Origin of the sequence: Paludibacterium sp. (genome assembly GCF_019232825.1) — a bacterium.
GTDB lineage: Bacteria > Pseudomonadota > Gammaproteobacteria > Burkholderiales > Chromobacteriaceae > Paludibacterium.
In genome coordinates, this window is sequence record NZ_JAFAND010000110.1 from 16,944 (window position 1) to 35,025 (window position 18,082).

Annotated in this window: 19 protein-coding genes and 1 pseudogene; 6 read left to right on the forward strand and 14 right to left on the reverse strand. The window is 64.0% G+C overall.

Features of this window, described 5'->3' with window-relative positions:
• Window positions 1-35: 35 nt before the first annotated feature.
• Entirely contained in the window at window positions 36-1,430 is a 1,395-nt protein-coding gene (locus JOZ06_RS13945; RefSeq protein WP_293233443.1) for a sodium:proton antiporter, read from the forward strand.
• An 80-nt stretch (window positions 1,431-1,510) separates the two neighbouring features.
• Window positions 1,511-2,884, forward strand: a complete 1,374-nt coding sequence (mpl, locus tag JOZ06_RS13950; protein WP_293233445.1) for a UDP-N-acetylmuramate:L-alanyl-gamma-D-glutamyl-meso-diaminopimelate ligase — start codon at window positions 1,511-1,513, stop codon at window positions 2,882-2,884.
• Window positions 2,885-2,932: 48 nt separating this feature from the next.
• Here the strand turns inward: mpl and JOZ06_RS13955 are convergent, their stop codons facing one another.
• From JOZ06_RS13955 to JOZ06_RS14010, 12 genes and pseudogenes are all read right to left on the reverse strand, one after another.
• Window positions 2,933-4,189, reverse strand: coding sequence for an amino acid permease (locus JOZ06_RS13955; RefSeq protein WP_293233447.1), 1,257 nt, complete (start codon window positions 4,187-4,189; stop codon window positions 2,933-2,935).
• Between the two features lie 167 nt (window positions 4,190-4,356).
• Entirely contained in the window at window positions 4,357-6,612 is a 2,256-nt protein-coding gene (gene pflB, locus JOZ06_RS13960; protein ID WP_293233449.1) for a formate C-acetyltransferase, read from the reverse strand.
• Between the two features lie 64 nt (window positions 6,613-6,676).
• Window positions 6,677-7,186, reverse strand: a complete 510-nt coding sequence (locus JOZ06_RS13965; protein ID WP_293233451.1) for a hypothetical protein — start codon at window positions 7,184-7,186, stop codon at window positions 6,677-6,679.
• Window positions 7,187-7,234: 48 nt separating this feature from the next.
• On the reverse strand, window positions 7,235-8,089 hold the full coding sequence (gene serB / locus JOZ06_RS13970; protein WP_293233453.1) for a phosphoserine phosphatase SerB: 855 nt from the start codon (window positions 8,087-8,089) through the stop codon (window positions 7,235-7,237).
• A 93-nt stretch (window positions 8,090-8,182) separates the two neighbouring features.
• The gene (queE, locus tag JOZ06_RS13975; protein ID WP_293233455.1) at window positions 8,183-8,812 is read right to left on the reverse strand and encodes a 7-carboxy-7-deazaguanine synthase; all 630 of its coding nucleotides are present in this window, start codon (window positions 8,810-8,812) and stop codon (window positions 8,183-8,185) included.
• Between the two features lie 9 nt (window positions 8,813-8,821).
• Window positions 8,822-9,148, reverse strand: a complete 327-nt coding sequence (locus JOZ06_RS13980; protein ID WP_293233512.1) for a 6-carboxytetrahydropterin synthase — start codon at window positions 9,146-9,148, stop codon at window positions 8,822-8,824.
• 39 nt (window positions 9,149-9,187) lie between these two features.
• Window positions 9,188-9,514, reverse strand: a pseudogene (locus tag JOZ06_RS13985) (6-carboxytetrahydropterin synthase); the annotation flags it as partial.
• Window positions 9,515-9,845: 331 nt separating this feature from the next.
• Window positions 9,846-10,538 (reverse strand): 7-cyano-7-deazaguanine synthase QueC, encoded by a 693-nt coding sequence (gene queC, locus JOZ06_RS13990; RefSeq protein ID WP_293233457.1) that lies wholly within the window; start codon window positions 10,536-10,538, stop codon window positions 9,846-9,848.
• A gap of 313 nt (window positions 10,539-10,851) precedes the next feature.
• A complete protein-coding gene (locus JOZ06_RS13995; protein ID WP_293233459.1) occupies window positions 10,852-11,115 on the reverse strand; it encodes a hypothetical protein in 264 nt (87 codons plus the stop codon).
• A gap of 8 nt (window positions 11,116-11,123) precedes the next feature.
• Window positions 11,124-11,339 carry a hypothetical protein gene (locus JOZ06_RS14000; protein ID WP_293233461.1) on the reverse strand — a complete coding sequence of 72 codons (216 nt, stop codon included), beginning with the start codon at window positions 11,337-11,339 and terminating at the stop codon, window positions 11,124-11,126.
• 26 nt (window positions 11,340-11,365) lie between these two features.
• Complete coding sequence (locus JOZ06_RS14005) at window positions 11,366-11,593, reverse strand: hypothetical protein (RefSeq protein WP_293233463.1); 228 nt, start codon at window positions 11,591-11,593, stop codon at window positions 11,366-11,368.
• 139 nt (window positions 11,594-11,732) lie between these two features.
• Window positions 11,733-11,984: a hypothetical protein gene (locus JOZ06_RS14010; protein ID WP_293233465.1), complete on the reverse strand. Its 252-nt coding sequence runs from the start codon at window positions 11,982-11,984 to the stop codon at window positions 11,733-11,735.
• A gap of 128 nt (window positions 11,985-12,112) precedes the next feature.
• Here JOZ06_RS14010 and JOZ06_RS14015 point away from each other — a divergent pair, with 128 nt between their 5' ends.
• Entirely contained in the window at window positions 12,113-13,039 is a 927-nt protein-coding gene (locus JOZ06_RS14015) for a diacylglycerol kinase family protein (RefSeq protein WP_293233467.1), read from the forward strand.
• A gap of 202 nt (window positions 13,040-13,241) precedes the next feature.
• Here JOZ06_RS14015 and nemA read toward each other — a convergent pair whose 3' ends face one another.
• Together nemA and JOZ06_RS14025 are read right to left on the reverse strand one after the other, a co-directional pair.
• A complete protein-coding gene (gene nemA, locus JOZ06_RS14020) occupies window positions 13,242-14,336 on the reverse strand; it encodes an N-ethylmaleimide reductase (RefSeq protein ID WP_293233469.1) in 1,095 nt (364 codons plus the stop codon).
• Window positions 14,337-14,354: 18 nt separating this feature from the next.
• Window positions 14,355-15,095 (reverse strand): NADPH-dependent oxidoreductase, encoded by a 741-nt coding sequence (locus JOZ06_RS14025; RefSeq protein WP_293233471.1) that lies wholly within the window; start codon window positions 15,093-15,095, stop codon window positions 14,355-14,357.
• Window positions 15,096-15,299: 204 nt separating this feature from the next.
• Here JOZ06_RS14025 and JOZ06_RS14030 point away from each other — a divergent pair, with 204 nt between their 5' ends.
• From JOZ06_RS14030 to maiA, 3 genes are all read left to right on the forward strand, one after another.
• Window positions 15,300-15,833 (forward strand): GNAT family protein, encoded by a 534-nt coding sequence (locus JOZ06_RS14030; RefSeq protein ID WP_293233473.1) that lies wholly within the window; start codon window positions 15,300-15,302, stop codon window positions 15,831-15,833.
• A gap of 121 nt (window positions 15,834-15,954) precedes the next feature.
• Window positions 15,955-17,292, forward strand: a complete 1,338-nt coding sequence (gene fahA / locus JOZ06_RS14035) for a fumarylacetoacetase (protein WP_293233475.1) — start codon at window positions 15,955-15,957, stop codon at window positions 17,290-17,292.
• The gene (maiA, locus tag JOZ06_RS14040; RefSeq protein WP_293233477.1) at window positions 17,285-17,932 is read left to right on the forward strand and encodes a maleylacetoacetate isomerase; all 648 of its coding nucleotides are present in this window, start codon (window positions 17,285-17,287) and stop codon (window positions 17,930-17,932) included. The genes fahA and maiA overlap by 8 nt, the downstream gene beginning before the upstream one ends.
• The last annotated feature ends 150 nt before the right edge of the window (window positions 17,933-18,082 follow it).

Here is an 18,082-nt window from a genome sequence, read left to right on the forward strand (position 1 = left end):
GCTGTGCTTCATTCAGAAAAGTGTAGGGAATAACGATGCAACAAAAGGGGTTGGCGGGTCTGCTGTTCCTTGTGCCGGTGGCCGCGCAGGCCGCCGACATCGACGGCGCGCGCCTGAGTTTGTTCTGGGCGCTGCCTTTCGCCGCCATTCTGCTATCGATCGCCTTGTTCCCGATGTTTGCCGAGGCCTTCTGGCACCGCCACTTCGGCAAGATCGTCGCCGCGATCACGCTCGGGTTTCTGCTGCCGTTCGCCTCCTGGTTCGGCCTGCCGGCCACTGCCGGCTTGTTGGCGCACGCGTTGCTGGTTGAATACCTGCCGTTTTTGATTCTGCTGCTGACGCTGTATACGCTGTCCGGCGGCATTCTGTTGTCAGGGCGCCTGCACGCCACGCCCTGGCTCAATACCCGTATTCTGGCCTTGGGGGCGCTGCTCGCGCCGGTTATGGGCACCACCGGCGCCGCCATGTTGTTGATCCGGCCGTTGCTGCGCGCCAACAAGGGCCGGCATCACAAAGTGCATGTGGTGGTGTTTTTCATTTTTCTCGTGGGCAATATCGGCGGCGGTCTGACGCCGTTGGGCGATCCGCCGCTGTTCCTCGGTTTCCTGAATGGGGTGAGCTTCAACTGGACCTTCATCCACATGCTGGCGCCGGTGCTGCTGTCGGAGGCGTTGCTGCTGGCGACGTTCTTTCTGCTTGATCGCCATTATTTCCGCAAGGAACGTCACTTGCCGGCGGCACAGGCCGCGGACGAACCCCTGCGTCTGTCCGGCCACGTGAATCTGGTGCTGCTGATGGTGGCTATCGGCGCCGTGCTGCTGTCCGGGGTGTGGAAACCGCGTCTGGCGCTATCGCTGCTGGGCGTATCGCTGCCGCTGCAGGACCTGGCGCGCGACGTGACGCTGCTTGTGCTGACCGGCCTGTCGCTTTGGCTGACGCCGCGCTGGGTGCGCGGCAGCAACGAGTTTAATTGGCATCCGATTGCCGAGGTGGCCAAACTGTTCGTCGGCATCTTCATCACCATCGCGCCGGTGATCGCCATGCTGCGCGCCGGGGCGTCGGGGCCGCTTGACGGCCTGTCGCGCGTCGTCACCCACGCCAGCGGACAGCCGGTCGACCCAGCCTACTTCTGGATAACCGGATTGTTGTCGAGCTTCCTCGACAATGCGCCCACTTACCTGGTGTTCTTCAATATGGCGGCGGGCGATGCGCACCGGCTGATGGGGGAGCTATCCTCGACCTTGCGGGCGATTTCCATGGGGGCGGTGTTCATGGGGGCGATGACCTACATCGGCAATGCACCCAACTTCATGATCAAGAGCATCGCCAGCCATCACCGCGTGCGCATGCCGGGTTTTTTCGGTTATCTCGCCTGGTCGGGCCTGTTTCTGTTGCCGCTGTTTGTGCTGTTGACGTTGGTGTTTTTCTAAGCCGGCTCGGGGTGGCGGTTGAGAGGGGGGGCAATCCCGCGTAAGCTACCGGCTTTATTCTCTACGCTGGCTTTATTTCTATGCATATCCACATCCTCGGCATCTGTGGCACGTTCATGGGGGGCGTGGCCGCGCTGGCGCGCGAGTCCGGCCATCGCGTCACCGGTTGCGACGCCAACGTTTATCCGCCGATGAGCACCCAGCTTGAGGCGATGGGTATCGAGCTGATTCAAGGCTTTGGCGCCGAACAGGCGGATATCGGCGCCGACATGTTCGTGGTGGGCAACGTGGTCACGCGCGGCAAGCCGTTGATGGAGGAAATCCTGAACCGCGGGCTGCCGTATTGTTCCGGGCCGCAGTGGCTGGCGGAGAATGTGTTGCGCGATCATTGGGTATTGGCGGTCGCCGGCACTCACGGCAAAACCACCACCAGCTCGATGCTGGCCTGGATTCTCGACCATGCCGGCCTGGCGCCGGGCTTCCTGATCGGCGGCATTCCGCAGAACTTCGGCGTTTCCGCGCGCATGCCCGGCCACCCCGCGCAGGATGGGGCGAGCGTGAGCCCGTTCTTTGTCATCGAGGCCGACGAATACGATACGGCGTTTTTCGACAAGCGCTCCAAGTTTGTCCACTACCGGCCGCGTACGGCGATTCTCAATAATCTGGAATACGACCACGCGGATATCTTTCCCGATCTTGCCGCCATCGAAACGCAATTCCATCACTTGGTGCGCACCATTCCCGCCAACGGCCGCATCGTCGCCAACGGCAGGGAGGAGAGCCTTGCGCGTGTGCTGGCGCGCGGCGCTTGGACGCCGGTGGAGACCTTCGGCGGCGACGGTGGTTGGCAAGCCGGCCCGGTCGACGACCACGGCCACTTCGACGTGCTGTTCGATGGCGTTCTCCAGGGGCGTGTCGCTTGGGATCTGTTGGGTGAGCACAACCGCATGAACGCCCTGGCGGCCATCGCGGCTGCGCGCCATGTCGGCGTGGCGCCCGCGGCGGCAATCGAGGCGCTGGGGCAATTTCGCAACGTGAAGCGACGTATGGAAGTGCGCGGCGAGAAGGGTGGCGTGACGGTCTACGACGACTTCGCCCATCACCCGACGGCCATCGCCACCACGGTGGCCGGGCTCCGGCGCAAGGTCGGCGCGGCGCGCATTCTGGCGGTGCTGGAGCCGCGCTCCAACACGATGAAACTCGGCACGATGAAAGAGGCGCTGCCAGGCGCGCTCGTCGATGCCGATCTGGTGTTCTGTTCGGCGGCGGGGTTAGGGTGGCATCCGGCCGAAGCGCTGGCGCCGCTGGGCGCGCGCGCGCATACCTTCGACGATTTCGACGCGATGCTCGCCGCGATCGTCGCCGCGGCAAAACCCGGCGACCATGTTTTGGTGATGAGCAATGGCGGCTTCAACGGCATCCACCAGAAGCTGCTCGATCGCTTACCGGGGTAAATCCCCTGCGCGCAGCCGTGCGTTCACGCCGCAACGCACGGCATCTGCTTACATCTGATGGCTACCCAGCCAATAACTCGCCATGATCAACACGCCCGCCAGCAGCACCAGCACGCTGGCGCGCTCGCGATAGATCGCCAGGCGAGGCACGCGCCGGAAGACATACACCGGCATGACATAGCACACCAGCGCGATGATCGGCGCGGCCACCATGCCGATCAATGTCAGGATCGAGGGATTGGCCAGGGCAAGGCCCCACAGCGGCAGGGCGATGAGCAGGGTGGTGATCCATTCCAGCGAGTGCAGGCGTTCCGGCTGGTGCTGGTGGCGCTGCCATTGACCCAATAGACCGATCAAGCCGTTGCGGGCGCCGAGGAAGGCCGCGAAATAGGAGTGCAAAATGGTGGCGAAGGCCAGGATCGGCAACGCATAGTTGAGCAAATGCGGTTTGACGTGCAGCGACATCAGGGTCAATACGTCGATATTGTGCGTCAGCGCGAAGTTGAGATCATGCGGTTGTGTCGCCAGCACGCAGGAAAAAGCGAAAAACAGCACGAAAACCAGCAGCATCAGGCTGCTCCAATACACGGCGCGATCGCTGCGGCGCATCGCCACGCGCGCATCGGGGTAATGGCGGCGATAGGAGGCGGCCAGCATGGCGCAGATGGCGGAGAAGTCCATGCTGAAGAAGAGAATCGGCACCACCAGGAGCAGGTTCTTGGCCAGAGACCAGCTGTCGGGCAGTTGCCAAAACGGCGCAGCATGCCAGCTGGGAATCAAATAGACCGACAGAAACAGCAGCGCGGCGATGAGGGGGAAGGCCACGCCGGATGTGATGCGTAAGATGGCGTTTTCGCCGGCGGTCAGCATCACCGCCGACAGACCGAGCGCGATCAATAGGCACAGGATGGGCCGCGGCATCGCTTCCAGCCCGAGCTGAAACTCGATGAATGTCGCGGCGATATTGATCATGCCGGTCGCGAAGGCCACCACCAGCGCCAAGTAAAAAATCAGGTACAACAGGCTTACCGCCAATCCGGCGGCGTTGCCCAAATCCTCTTCCACCACCTGGGGCAATTCGCACGGCGACTTGTGCGTGACCACCAAGTGCGTCAGTGTGCGATGCGACAGCCAGACGACGGGAAAACTGACGCAGCTCAGGATCAGGACCGGCCAGATACCGCCGAGCCCCGCCTGAATCGGCAGGTAGAGAATGCCGGCGCCCACGGCAGTGCCGAACAAAGTAAGGATCCATTCCACATCGTGCTGGGTGGTGCCCGCTTCCATCCCTGCCGGTTTGTTCATTTTTGCTTTCCGGATCGCCTGTGAATTTGTCGAGGGTACGGGCCATTGGGATTTGCAGACGACCCTAGGCCGCAGATGCCGAAACCGGCGTCAGTATAGCCCGGAACGGGTCCCTGTCGTAGTCAAGCGTCGTTTTTCGTGGCGCCGGGGGGGCCGGCGCCACGATGTTATATGCTGGCGTGGAAGGTTCGGTTGATCACGTCGAGCTGCTGCTCGCGCGACAGCTTGATGAAGTTCACCGCGTAGCCCGACACGCGGATGGTCAGCTGCGGATACTGCTCCGGATGTTCCATGGCATCGACCAGCGTTTCGCGGTTGAACACGTTGACGTTGACGTGGAAGCCGCCGGCGCAGCAATAGCCGTCCAGGCAATTGGACAGGTTGGCGATGCGCTCCGACAGCGTATGCCCCAATGCATCCGGTGTGGCCGAGGCGGTCCAGCTGATGCCGTCTTGCGCATCGTCGTACGGCAGCTTGGCCACCGAGGCGCCCGCGGCGACGAAGCCCAGATGATCGCGGCCGTTCATCGGGTTGGCGCCCGGGGCGAACGGCTCGCCGGCGCGGCGGCCATCCGGCGTGTTGCCGGTCTTCTTGCCGTAGACCACGTTGGAGGTGATGGTCAGCACCGATTGCGTCGGCATCGCGTTGCGATAGGTCTTCTGCCTGCGCACCTTGTCCATGAAGCGGCGCACCAGATCCACGGCAATCTGGTCGACGCGGTCGTCGTTGTTGCCGAAGGCCGGATAACTGCCGTCGATCTTGAAGTCCACCGCCAATCCCTGCTCGTTGCGGATCACGTGCACCTTGGCGTACTTGATGGCGGCCAGCGAGTCGGCGGCCACCGACAGGCCGGCGATGCCGCACGCCATGGTGCGCAGGATGTCGCGATCGTGCAACGCCATCTCGATGCGCTCGTAGGCGTACTTGTCGTGCATGTAATGGATGCAGTTGAGCGCCTTGACGTAGGTACGCGCCAGCCAGTCGAGCAGCAGATCGTACTTGATCATGACCTCGTTGAAATCGAGCAGTTCGCTGTCTATGGGGGAGAAGCCGCGCGCGACGCGCGCACCGGACTTTTCGTCCACGCCGCCGTTGATCGCGTACAACAGCGCCTTGGCCAGGTTGGCGCGGGCGCCGAAGAACTGCATCTGCTTGCCGATGCGCATGGCGGAGACACAGCAGGCGATGCCGTAGTCGTCACCCCAATGCGGACGCATGACGTCGTCGCTCTCGTACTGGATCGCGCTGGTTTCGATCGAGGTTTTGGCGCAGAAGTCTTTGAACCCCTGCGGCAGCTGCTCCGACCACAGTACGGTCAAGTTCGGTTCCGGCGCCGGCCCCAGATTGTGCAGGGTGTTGAGAAAGCGGAAGCTGTTTTTTGTCACCAGCGTGCGGCCGTCGATGGCCATGCCGCCGATGCTTTCGGTGACCCAGGTCGGGTCGCCGGAGAACAATTCGTTGTATTCCGGTGTGCGCAGGAAGCGCACGATGCGCAGCTTGATCACCAGGTCGTCGATCAGCTCCTGCGCGCGCTCCTCGCTGATCCGTCCCGCGGCGAGGTCGCGGGTGAAGTAGATGTCGAGGAAGGTCGATACGCGGCCCAACGACATGGCGGCGCCGTTTTGTTCCTTCACCGCGGCGAGATAGCCGAAATACACCCATTGCACCGCTTCTTGCGCCGTGGTCGCCGGAAGGCTGATATCGAAGCCGTAGCCGGCCGCCATGGCCTTGAGTTCGCCCAACGCCCGGTACTGTTCCGACAGCTCCTCGCGCAGCCGGATCACTTCCTCGGTGAAGTCGCGCTCGTCCAGCTCGTCGAACAGCGCCTGCCGATCGGAGATCAGCCGGTCGACGCCGTACAGCGCAACCCGGCGGTAGTCGCCGATGATGCGGCCGCGGCCGTAAGCATCCGGCAGACCGGTGATGACCCCCGATTTGCGCGCAGCGCGGATTTCCGCGCTGTAGGCGTCGAAGGTGCCCTGATTGTGGTCTTTGCGGTAGCGGTTGAAGGTATCCTTCAGCGTCGGGTCGAGCTGATAACCGTAGGCATTGAGCGCCGTTTCGACCATGCGAATGCCGGAAAACGGCATGATGGCGCGCTTGAGCGGTTTGTCGGTCTGCAGGCCGACGATCAGCTCCTGCTCCTTGAGGATGTAGCCCGGCCCATAGGCGGTAATGCCGGCGCCCACGTCGGTGCTGGCATCCAGCACGCCCTTTTCGTGTTCTTCCTTCAACAGCGGCGTGAGCGCGGCCCAGATGGCGCGGGTGCGCGCGCTGGGGCCGCACAAAAAGGCGTCGTCGCCGCTATAGGGCGTCATGTTGAGCAGGATGAAATCGCGAACGTCGATGGCGTGTTGCCATTTGCCGCCGTGAAAGCCTTCCCAGGGGTCGAGCGCGGGCGCGGCACAGTCAGGGGTGTTCATGAAGCCTCTCCTTAAACGCGGTCGTTGTCGGCACCCTGGGGCTAGGGCCTGTCTAGGCCCTAAGCTAACGGGCCAGGATGCCGCGGCGATGACGCCGGAACACCCATTTTTCCCACAGGTGCAAGGTGAATTCGTCAAATGTCGGCCGGATGTCGACGGTAATTTGATGCCCGCCCGCCACCGGGACGCTGCCACTGACGGTCACCGCCAGATAGAGGATCAGCGCCGAGTCGGCATGCGGAAACATTTCCAGCCGCAGCCGTTCGCCCAGCGTGAACGGGTGCGGCGAAAGCCAACCCACGGCATCGAGCCCGACACGGCAGTCCATCAGCGCCGGCCGTTGCGGATAGCGCGACAACAGGCTGACTTCCAACGCCAGGTCAAGCTTGGCCTCCAGTCGTTGCAACAGCGGATCGGTGTTTTCCACGCTGTCGACCGGCGCGGCCAGCACCTTGAGCGCCAGCCGGGTTTCCCGCACCTGCTGCGGCGTACAGCCGCTCTCCGGCAGGGGGATGGCGGCAAACGGCAGCTCGGCGTCAAAGCTGGCGGTGGCGAGCGTTGGGAGCAATGACATGTGTGACCTCGGTATATTCAATAATCATTGAAGCACAATCGGGCGGAATTAGCGGAACAAACGCACGAGGCCATCCAGGCTGCCGGCATTGATCGTCGCGTCCGCTTGCGCGCGCACCACCGGTTTGGCCTGAAACGCCACGCCGATGCCCGCTTCGCCCAACATTTTCAAATCGTTGGCGCCGTCGCCCACGGCCAATACCTGGTGCGGGGCAAGACCAAGCCGTTCGCGCGTTTCGATCAGCAAGTCGCGCTTGGCGTCGGCGTCGATGATCCTTCCTTGCACGCGGCCGGTCAGTTTGCCGTTGCGTATTTCCAATTGATTGGCGTGGCTATAGTCGAGCCGCAGGCTGGCGCGCAGTCGGTCGGTGAAGTAGGTGAAGCCACCGGAAATCAGCATGAATTTCACCCCCTGCCGCTGACAGGCGGTGACGAGCGCTTCCGCGCCGGGGGTTAGACGCAGCCGTTCATGGTAGACCCGGTCGAGCGCGGAAGCGTCGAGTCCGGCTAACAGCGCCACCCGTTCCGTCAGCGAGGCGGCAAAGTCGAGCTCGCCGCGCATCGAACGCTCGGTGATGGCCGCTACGTGCGCTTTCAATCCCTGCATGTCGGCGATTTCATCGATGCATTCGATGGTGATCAGCGTCGAGTCCATATCGGAGACGACGAGACCCAGGTCGGCAAAACGCATCGCGCTCGGCATCCAGCCCGCGTCCCACGACCAGTCGTGGCAGAGGTCGGCGACCTCGGCGCGCAGGCGTAAATTGGCGGCGGTGAGGCGCGCTTGCGTCGGCGCGGTGCGCTCGACGGCGCTGGCGCTCGTCAGTTTGACCAGCCGGGAAAGCCGCGCGTCGTCGAGCGGCTTGGGAGATTGCACAACCAGGGTAATCGCGTTTGCGGTCATCGTCTCGAGAGAGGAAGGGACGCTTCGGGGCGTCGGATTAATCTATTTGACGATGATTATTGCATAGCCGCATCCGCCGCCGGCGAGAAAATCTCAACGGATGTGGATGACCTTGTGGGTTTGCAGTGACAACCGCCAACGCGGATGCGCCAGGCAGTAATCGATGGCGGCCTGCCGATTGGCCGCAGCGTCCGGGCCGTCCATCGGCTGCAGGTACCAGTGGGCGAACTGGAGCCCCTCGAAAGCCTCCGGCAGCGCGCCGGGCTGCGGATAAACCAGCTTGAGCTCGTCGCCCGACGTCTGCTCGAGCGGCGCGCCGGCCTTGGGGCTGACGCAGATCCAGTCGATGCCCGCCGGTGCGGCCACGGTGCCGTTGGTTTCCACCGCCACCTCGAAGCCGCGCGCGTGCAAAGCGTCGATCAATGGCGTATCCAGCTGCAAGAGCGGCTCGCCGCCGGTGCAAACGACGTAGGGCGTCCCTTGGCCGAGGTCGGGCCAGGTGGCGGCGATGCGGTCGGCCAACCGGGCGGCGTCGGCGAACTTGCCGCCGTCCGGCCCGGCGCCGACAAAGTCGGTATCGCAGAATTGGCAGATGGCCTGGGCGCGGTGGCGCTCCTTGCCGCTCCACAAATTACAGCCGGCAAAACGGCAAAACACCGCGGCGCGGCCGGTTTGCCGGCCTTCGCCCTGTAGTGTGTAGAAGATTTCCTTGACCGTGTACATGACCCCACCCTACAAAAGCGGCCAGCGCATGTCGTGGTCGAAGGTCAGCGATACGCCGCGTTCGGCGGTATCGTACAGATCGATGCGCGCGAGTTCGGGCACCAGCGGCGACAGGTGCATGTGCACCCATTCCGCCACCGAGGTGCTCTTACCGTTGCGGATGCCGGAGAGACGGTCGAGCGGGTTGTGGTCGAGCTGACGGTAGACCGGCTTGAAGCGGTCTTTGACGTCGCCGAAGTCGAGTACCCAGCCCATCGTGCGGTCCAAGTCGCCGGTCAGCATCAGGCGAATCAGATAGCTGTGGCCGGTGTAGGCGCCGCTGGCGTCGAACGGCACGGCGCTTTCGAAGCGCTGCTCCTTCCAGATGTTGAAGCGCTGGCCATCGTATTGACTGCCCGCGCTGTGGGTCTCGCGCACTTCGACCCAGGCGAGCGCTGGCAATACCTCTCGCAGGCGTTCGAATAGCCATTTGGCCAGTACTTCGCTGGTCGGGTTGTCCAGGCCGTCGATGTCGTTCAGATAGTGGTGATTGAGCTGATCGAACAACGGCAGCCAGGCCGCTTCCAACTGCATGTGGTCGCAACGGCTGGCATCGGCGAATAGCCTCACGCCGAAACGGTGGCCATGCAGGCGGCCGCATTTGTGGCCGGACGGCACTTGCGGCAATTGATGCGCGGCCTCGAACGAGACGTTGAGATGGATGAGCGCGGTCTGGTTGTCGACCAGCGCGCCACGGCGCGCCGAACTTTGCAGCGCCAAGGTCACCGGGCTGGAAATGCTGTCGGCTAAAAAGCGCGCGATGCCCAGATCGCTCGGATCGGCCAGCGTGTCGTTGATCTGCGCGTAATCCAGCGCGGCGGCGGCATCGCGAAGCGCGGCTTCCAGCGAGGCTTGATCGGTATGGGTGGCGTCGGCGCGCGCCAACGCACGGAAGCTGTGTCCGTGCAGATTGACCAGGCGCTCGTCGGTGGCGCCGGGGATGCGCCTGGCGGCCTCGAAACCGGTGGCGGCCAACAGAAAGGTGGTATGCATGTCAGCTCCGCGCGGTTCGCTCGATCAGCGGGTCGGCGACGCCGGCCTCGGCGAAGCCGCGCGCGCGCAGCCGGCACGAGTCGCACTCGCCGCATGGCGGCACCGCGCCGTTGTAGCAAGTATGGCTCCAGGCCATGGCCGCCATGGCGCCGACTTCCTCTGCCAGATGCACCGTTTCCGCCTTGGTCATGTACATCAGCGGCGCGTGCAGCGTGAGCCGCGGCGCGTCCATGCCGAGCCGGATGGCCAATTCCAACGCCTTGAGCGTGTTTTCGCGGCAGTCTGGGTAGCCGGAGTAATCCGTTTGCGCGACGCCAGTGACGATATGGCCGATGCCGCGGGTGTAGGCCAGGGCGGCGGCGAAGGTCAGGAAAATCAGATTGCGTCCCGGCACGAAGGTATTGGGCAGCGCGTCGGTGTGCGCTTCGCCGGTTTGCGGCGTCAGCGAGGCATCGGTCAGGGCGTTGCCGCCGATGGCGGCAAAGGTGTCGATCGGCAGCACCGTTTGCGCCACGCCGGCGAGTTTGGCGACGGTCGACGCCGCCTCCAGCTCGATGCGGTGGCGCTGGCCATAGTCGAAGGTGACCGCCGAGACGTTGGCCTGGCCAAAGCGGCGGATCGCCCAAAAGAGACAGGTTGTCGAGTCCTGGCCGCCGGAGAGCACCACCAGGGCCTTGTCGGTATGTTGTTCCATGCAATGTTCCATCGATAAACAGTCGAGGTCGCGGCACACGGGATCGGTCTCACCCGGCGCGGCGTCGGGCGCGTTGTCGCGCGCCCAAGGCAATCGCATAGTGTAGCCGTTTTCGCAACGCGCCACCAGAATGCGCCTCGCCCGCACCATCGCCTCGCTGCACGCTTTATTTATGGCTCAAGCGTCGGCGGCTTGCATCCAGCCGGGAGAAAAGGGCGAGACGATCATCGGCAACGATGATCGTCAGAGGGTGTTGACTCACCCATGCTCGCGAAGCGAGCGCCCCCTCCCAGGGAGAGGGCAGGGGGAGGGATCAAGACTTGCGCCGAACGACGACGACCCGTTGGCCGTCACGGTTGGCGAGACATTGGACGGGGCTGAGCAGGCAGTTGAGCCGGTAAACCCGTGCGCCGGGCTGCTTGAGCTTGTCCTCCAGCGACAAGGCGCGCTCGTCCACGGGCGCGCGCGTCAGCGAGGGGGCGGCCGCGCCGGCGCGCGGCAACACCAGGCCGCAGAACAGTGCGGCGCACGCGCAGGCGGCAAGGAAGGGGGAGAACGGTTGGTTTTGTGTCGGCATGAGGGCTCCTATGACCGCCGCAACACGTAGAGCGGTTCATTGCTGGCGTTGGGGAAGCATTGGATCGGGCTGAAATAGCAGTTGAACTTGAAGCGCACCACTTCCACTGCCGGCGCCTGTCCGGATGACGCCTCGGCGGCGCCGGCTAACAGCAGACAACATACCAGTGCCGCGCCAAAGCGGGCGAATCGGTTCGAAGGGGCGCGTCGAGAAGCGGTCGGCATGGCTCGGTTCCTTTGTCTCGGAGGGATTAGTCGTGCAAATACACGCACTGGATTGGGCTGAAATAGCAGTTGTGGGTGAACCGTTTGACGGCGCCGTTCCGGATCAGTTCGGCCAATTTGGATGAGTGCAGCCTGTTGGCGGTTGGCTGTTGCGCCGAGCGGGCCTCCGCGGCGAGGGCGGCGGGTGACATGACGCTGTGGCACAGCGCGCAGGCGAGAAGGCTGAATGTGGCGTGGCGGTGTTGGATGAACATGGATCGATTCCTTTCCATCTGGCTGTGGGGAACGTCCAACGGCTGTGGCCGCTGGATTACGTCTTCCACCGTAATCACACGCACGCAGCGGGGCCAGCCGCTGATGCCGCGGCTGGCTGTGGGATTTGACTGATCCGGGCTACGATTTGGGCCGGAGGACGGAAAGGCGCAACTTATCGTTTCCCTTGAGCAGGCATTGAATGGGGCTGAAAAAGCAGTTCACCCGGTAGGGCCTGACCTCCATGTGTTTCAATTTTTCGGCCAGCGAGGCCGGGGGCGGCGCCGCGGCGGGCGCGGCGAAGCTCGCCTCCAGCCACAGCGATCCGCATAACAAGGCGGCCCCCATACCCGGGGTTAGGCAAATTTTTTCCGTCACGCCATCAAAGCGCATGATGTCACTCCTCTTCTTGTGGGACCGGTTGACGACAACCGCCGCCATCATAATCAGAGGGGGGGCGCCTTGGCTGCTCCCCTTTATGCGGCTTGCGCTGTATGGCCGCTAACCCGTAACCTTCACTGATGGCTCAACCGCATATTTGCTTCATTCTGCATGGGCGCCGCAGTCCCTCGCATTGGCCAGACCGGCTGTTGCGGCAGTTCTCTCGCCGCTTCGTCGTGCAAATTCACATCACCACCTCGGGCCTGCGCGCCGAGGAGGTGGCTTGCCTGGCCGTGACGCAAGGTTGCGATTTTGTCATCGCCGTGGGGGGCGACGGCACCGTGCACGAGGTGGTCAATGGCGTGATGCGCGCCCCGGCCGAACGGCGCGCGCGGGTGACGCTCGGTGTGTTGCCGGTCGGCACCGGCAATGACTTCGCCCGTTCGCTCGGCATGAGCGCCTCGGTGTCCCGGCTCTACCGGCTGATTCAGCGCGACAGCGCGCGTTGGCTCGATCTGGGCCGCATCGACACGCTGGGCGAGGCGCCGTGGACGCGTTACTTCGCCAACATTGCCTCGCTCGGCGTCAGCTCGGCCGTGGTCGAGCGCGTCGCGCGCATGCCGCGCTGGCTGCCCGCCGGCCCCGCCTACGGCCTGGGCGCGGTGTTGTCGCTGTTGACCTGGCGGCCGTCGCGCATGCAGGTGACGTTTGACGAAGGCACGGTGATCGAGGAGCCGATGGTCGATCTCTGTCTGGCCAACGGGCGCTATTTCGGCGGGGGATTGGGGGTGGCGCCCGAGGCGCGCCAGGATGACGGTCTGTTGGACGTGGTCATGATCCGCAATGCCTCGGTGGTGGCGTTTCTACGCTTCATGCCGTTGATGCGCCAGACGCGCCGCATCGACGACGCGCGCGTGCGTTATGCCAAGAGCCGTGGCGTGCGGGTGAGCAGCGATCCCCCCGGTTGTCCGCTGGAAGCCGACGGCGAACAACTTGGCAGCGCGCCGGTGCGCGTGAGCGTGCTGCCCGGCGCTTTGCGCTGGCTCGGCTGCGAAAGCGGCCGCTAAGCGGTGTCCCGTTGGGTTTTGTGTCATGCGTGTCTGTGGCGCACTGCCTTCGGCGAGTGCGCCCTAAGGGAAGATGCGTCCGGGGCGGTAGGGCGCAATCGCCGCGCGATGCGCGGCATTGCGCCAAACACCTGACGGCACGCCCTAAGGTCAAAAAAAGAAGCGGCCTGCATCAGGCCGCTTTTGTTGATGCGGGAAGCGCTTACAGCGTCGGGTAGTCGGTATAGCCCTTGGCGCCGCCGCCGTAGAACGTGGCCAGATCGGGCTGGTTCAGCGCCGCGCCTTGCTGCAGACGTTCCGCCAAGTCGGGGTTGGCGATGTAGCTGCGGCCGAACGCCACCGCGTCGGCATAGCCCTTGGCGATGACGGCTTCCGCCTTATCGCCGTCGTAGCCGCCGGCGGCGATGATCACGCCCGGATATTCGGCGCGCACCGCTTGGCGGAACGCTTCGGTCAACGCCGGGCCGCCGGCCCAGTCTGGCTCCGAGATATGCAGGAACGCCAGTTTGCGCCGTGCCAGTTCCTTGACCAGGTAGTGCGCCATTTCTTCTTGGCCGACGTCCGACAAACCATTGAAGATGCCCAGCGGCGAGATACGGATGCCGACACGGTCCGCCGACCATTCGCCCACCACGGCGTCGACCACTTCCAGCACCAGGCGGGCGCGGTTTTCGATGCTGCCGCCGTACGCGTCTGTGCGCAGGTTGGACTGCGGCGACAAGAACTGTTGCAACAGATAGCCGTGCGCCGCGTGGATTTCCACCAAATCGAAGCCGGCGCGGCGCGCGTTGTCGGTGGCACGGCGATAGTCTTCGAGCAAGTCCTCGATTTCGGACACCTCCATCGCGCGCGGCTCGTCGCACGGCACGCGCGCCAGACCGCCGTCGGCGGTGCGCACGTTGGTGTTGCTGTCGGCGCGGATGGCCGACGGCGCGAGCGGCGCGTCATTGTCGGGTTGCAGCGAGCGATGCGAAATACGCCCGGTATGCCACAACTGCAAGGCGATCAGCCCGCCCGCCTGATGCACGCCGGCGGTCACCGGCTGCCAGGCGCGCACCTGTTCTTCGCTGTAGATGCCGGGCGCGCCGGCATAGCCCTTGGCGGTCGGCGAAATATGCGTGCCCTCGGCGATCAGGAGCCCGCCGCTGGCGCGCTGGCGGTAATAATCGACCGCGAGCGCGGTGGGCGCATCGCCCGGCTCGGTATTGCGCAGGCGCGTCAGCGGGGCCATCACTACGCGGTTTTTCAGGGTGACGGCACCGACTTTCAGCGGCGTGAACAGCTTGTCAAAGCTCATGGAATGTCCTTTCCGGTTTTATTGATCGAAGCCAAAGCCCTGCTTTTTCGCCACCACGGCGGTCAGCGGGAAATAAACGGTTTGGTAGGTCTCGGCGGTGTTGGCCGACCAGGGTTGACCGTCGGTGTGGCCAATCTGGCGCCAGTATTGATTCAGCGTGATGTCATAGGCCTGAATCGACGGTGCGATCACGCTGGTGTCGTAATGTTCGCGGTGCACGAAACTCGCGCGCGGCAGACGCGGTTTGACGCTGCCGTCCTGGTCGATGTGGCCGATGACCGCGCCGGCGACGGCAAAGGTGCGCGGCGGTAGGCCCAAGAGATCGATCATGGCTTGCGGGTCGCGGCGGATGCCGCCGATCGGCACCACGCCTAGCCCCGCCGAGCGGGCTGCGGTCATCAGGTTGCCCAGCGCAATGCCGGCGTCGACCGCGCCCACGGCGAAACCCTCGACGCTGTTGTGAATGGCCTGTGTCTTGCCTGCGAGCTCGGCGCCTACCGCGGTTTTGTGGAAGTCGATCACCACGGCGACGAATACCGGTGCTTGCGCGATCCAGGGCTGGCCGCCGGCGATCTCGGCGATGCGGGCGCGGCGCACGGCATCTTGCACCACGACGAGAGAGACTTGCTGTCCATTGATGGACGTCGGGCCTTTCCAGGCGGCGTCGAGAATGGCATCCAGCACGACCGGGTCGACCGGCTTGTCTTGATAACTGCGCACGCTATGGTGTTGATGCATCTGTTCGAGTGTCGGGTTCATGACGGCTCCGGAGAAATAGCGATTAGACTGGTCGTCTAGTTTGCGACGTACTCTACTAGACCGGTCGTCTAGTTGCAAGCGCTTTATTTGCGTCTGCAGCATTTATGTCAAATGGGTGCGTTTCTCCATGACTGGACTGGGCGCGTTGCGCCATGCCGGCCGATCCCTTAGCCTTGAGCTTGTCATCAAGACAGGATGCGTCTCATGCGAATTGAACAGGTGCCATGCTTGCCAACGGATACGGCGGTGCTGCGGCAAATGACGGAGCAGGATATTGAGGCGTGGTATCAGTGCCTCTCCGATCCGCGCGTGACGGAGCATACCAGTTGGTCGCTCGCCTCGGCCGCCGATCTCTCCCCATTGGTGGCGGCCTACCTTTCCAATGATGGCGCCTCGCCGATCCGCTTCGTGCTGCGAAGCCAGCCGGGTGGCGAGTTCATGGGCACCATCGGCTTTCATACCATTTCCCCGCATCATCGTACCGCTGAAATCGCCTATGAGTTTTCGGCTGGCCTCTGGGGGCAGGGGTGGGCGTCGATGTGTTGCCGCGCGCTGACCGAATGGGGATTCAGCCAACGCCGCTATGTTCGTATCCAGGCCACGGTGCTCGACAGCAATGTGGCTTCGGCGCGGGTGCTTGAGCGCTGTGGGTTCGTCTTCGAGGGAATGCTGCGCCATTACCGTATCGTTCGCGGCGAGCCGCGAAGCTACCGCCTCTATGCCAAGACGCCAGACTAAGCTATCTATTGGGTAATCCGATGAATGCATTAAAAAACGCTGTTTGAGTGATAAATAGCTTTGCGCTGTAATGCAGACAGGTCCGCATGATGTCGGCGTGCGGCCATCTCGGGGAGTGAGCATGGATGGGCTTCTGAATGAAACGCACGACCCGGCTCTGAAGAGCTGGGTGGAATCCGCCAGCCGGGCCGGGCAGGACTTTACGCTGCAGAACCTGCCGTTTGCGGTGTTCCGCCGCGACGGTAGCGGCGAGGCATTCCGAGGTGGCGTGGCGATCGGCGACGAGATCGTCGATTTGGCCGCGCTGGCCTCGGCCCGGCTATTCGACGGCGAAGCCGCCCAGGCGCTGGCGGCCTGCGCCGCGCCGACGCTGAACGACTTCATGGCGCGGGGGCCGCAAGCGTGGTCCGCTTTGCGCCTCGCGCTGTCGCGCGCGCTGCGCGCCGGTTCGGCGCAAACCGCCGCGCTGCGTCCCTGCCTGGTGCCGCAGGGGGACGCCGAATACGCATTGCCGGCACGCATCGGCGATTACACCGATTTCTACGCCTCGATCCATCACGCCACCAACGTCGGCCGGCTGTTCCGCCCCGACAATCCGTTGTTGCCGAACTATAAATGGCTGCCGATCGGCTACCATGGCCGCGCGTCGTCGATCGGCGTATCCGGCCAGCGTTTTGTGCGTCCTAGCGGCCAAATCATGGCGCCGGGCGCCGAGCGGCCAAGCGTCGGACCGTGCCAGCGGCTCGATTACGAATTGGAGGTCGGCATTTTCATTGGTGCCGGCAATGCGCTCGGCACGTCCATTGCACTGGACGACGCCGAGGCGCATGTGTTCGGGCTGTGCTTGCTCAACGATTGGTCGGCGCGCGACATTCAGGCCTGGGAGTATCAGCCGCTCGGGCCGTTTTTGGCCAAAAGCTTCGCCACCACCATTTCACCCTGGATCGTCACCTTGGAGGCGCTGGCGCCGTATCGGGCGGCTTGGACGCGCCCGGCCGAGGATCCGCAGCCGCTGCCTTACCTGGAGTCGGTCGCGCAGCGGCGGATGGGAGCGTTCGACATCCAGCTGGAGGTATGGCTGCAAACCGAGCGCATGCGGCGCGAGGGGCAGACGGGGGAGCGCCTGTCGCATACCAGCTTCCGCCATGCGTATTGGAGTGTGGCGCAGATGGTGGCGCACCACACCGTCAACGGCTGCGGCCTGCAGCCGGGCGATCTATTGGGCAGCGGCACCATGTCCGGCCCCGAACCCGGGGAAGCCGGCTCGCTGCTGGAGCTGTCCGTTGGCGGCAAACAGCCGCTGCGGTTGGCGAATGGCGAAGAGCGCCGTTTTCTGCAAGACGGCGATACGGTGATATTGCGCGGCTTTGCCGAGCGCGCGGCGTCAGCGCGCGTCGGTTTTGGCGCGGCGGTCGGTCACATCATGCCGGCGAGGACGGGAGACGCCGCCGATGCGTAAGCTCTATAGCTATTTCCGCAGTTCGGCCGCCTATCGCGTGCGCATCGCGCTGGCGTTCAAAGGGCTCGACTACCAGACCGTGCCGGTCCATTTGCTGCGCGACGGCGGCGAGCAGCATGCGCCCGCCTACCGCGACAAGAACCCCGCCGGTCTGGTGCCGGCGCTGGAAGAAGCGGGGCAAGCGCTGACCCAGTCGCTGGCGATCATCGAGTATCTGGAGGAAACCTATCCGCTGCCGGCCCTGCTGCCGTCCGACGCGCTGGACCGGGCGCGGGTGCGGGCATTGGCGCAGACGATTGCCTGCGATATCCACCCGCTGAACAATCTGCGCGTGCTGGCGTATCTGCGTGATGAGCTGGCGCTGGATCAATCCCAGCGCGATGCGTGGTATCGGCACTGGACCGAGCAAGGATTGGCGGTGGTGGAGCGGCTGTTGGCGGATGACGCGCGCACGGGGCTGTGCTGTCACGGCGATACGCCGACCATGGCCGATTGCTGCCTGGCGCCGCAGATGTTCAACGCGCAGCGTTTTCATTGCCGGCTGGATCATCTGCCGACCGTGCGGCGCATCTATGCGCACTGCACGACGTTGCCGGCGTTTCAGGCGGCGGCGCCGGAAAACCAGCCCGATGCGGAGTGACGGCTTGGAATCTCTAACAAAAGCACCAGCCAGGCATCCGCTCAGGTGTTGTAGCGTGCATTCGCCGCAGGCAATGCACGTCTTGTGAGAGTGCGCAGGCCGTGCGTTGCTTCGCGAACGCACGCTACCCAACCGCGAAATGCGTTCTGT